The 1,082-nt window shown below is 70.8% G+C and carries 2 pseudogenes; both read right to left on the bottom strand.

Features of this window, described 5'->3' with window-relative positions:
* Positions 1–356, bottom strand: a pseudogene (gene sucA, locus D588_RS24390) (2-oxoglutarate dehydrogenase E1 component); the annotation flags it as partial.
* A gap of 182 nt (positions 357–538) precedes the next feature.
* Positions 539–1,082: pseudogene (locus D588_RS0109565) on the bottom strand (GNAT family N-acetyltransferase); the annotation flags it as partial.

The following is a 1,082-nucleotide window of genomic DNA, read 5'->3' on the forward strand; positions in this document are numbered from 1 at the left end:
CCCAGGTCCGGCGGGTTCACCGGCGGGGTCAGGCCCAGCGGATCCAGCCGCGCGCCGAGGTGGCCGCGCGAACGGTAGGCGGTGATCAGGCGGCCGACATGGCGCTCGCGCTCGTCGCCGCTCGGGCCGGTGCCGCTGTTGGCGGCCTGGCGCGCGGCGCTGGCGATGTGGGCGATGACCGCCGAGTGGGGGACGTCACCGGCATCGCGGCCCTGGAAGCCGTCGAAGTAGGTTTTCCACTTGGGATCGATGCTGTCGGGAGAGACCAGATACTGTTCGTACAGGTCTTCGATATAGGCGGCATTGCCGCCGGCGAGTTGCGATGACTGCGCAAACTGCTTGAGTAGATTGTCCACGATGGTGGGGTGCGGTCGCTTTGTTTGGGGTGGCTTGCGGCAGGAACCGGCGGACGCGAGGGCCGCGCGGGCGTAATCAAGCGCAAAAATTATACCCCCATGAACCAGCCGGGGTGTGCATTCGGCGTGGTCAAGGCCGATCCCGGTTCATCCGTGGCAGTTGCGGCGTGGTCGCGGCCGCCTCACCAGCCCAGTGCGCGCAGTTCGCTGCAGGGCCGGGCGCGCTCCCAGACCCGCTCGAAGGTGGCGCGCAACTGGCGCGCGCGGCCGCCACCGAGCAGGTCGGTCTCGCCGTCGTAACGGTGACCGAGTCCACGGAAGTAGTAGCCGCCGCCCTCGTTGACCAGGTAGGCGGTGGCGTCGCTGCGGTCCACCGGATCGCTGACTTCGCGGAACTGGAACACGCTGGGCAAGCGCTGTGCCAGCGCCAGCAAGGGGGCGCCGACGCGCTGCGGCGCGGCCGCGTCGTGCAGCAAAACACGCACCTGCTTGGCATGCGCGGCGACCGCGAAGCGGCGCAGTTGCTCCAGCACGCGGGCATCGTCGAGCAGGCCGGGATCCAGCATGCGGCTGTGGATCAGCACCTGGCGGCGGGCCTGCGCCAGTACCGCGATGCTGGCGGCGATCGCCATCGCCGCGTCCTCCACCGCCACGGCGCCGTCGAAGCGGCGGCGCAGCGGCACGGCCTCCGCGGTGGCGGCCACGCCGCCCGGGGGCGGCAGGAAG

Origin of the sequence: Xanthomonas sp. SHU 308 (assembly GCF_000364645.1) — a bacterium.
Taxonomy (GTDB): Bacteria; Pseudomonadota; Gammaproteobacteria; order Xanthomonadales; family Xanthomonadaceae; genus Xanthomonas_A; species Xanthomonas_A sontii.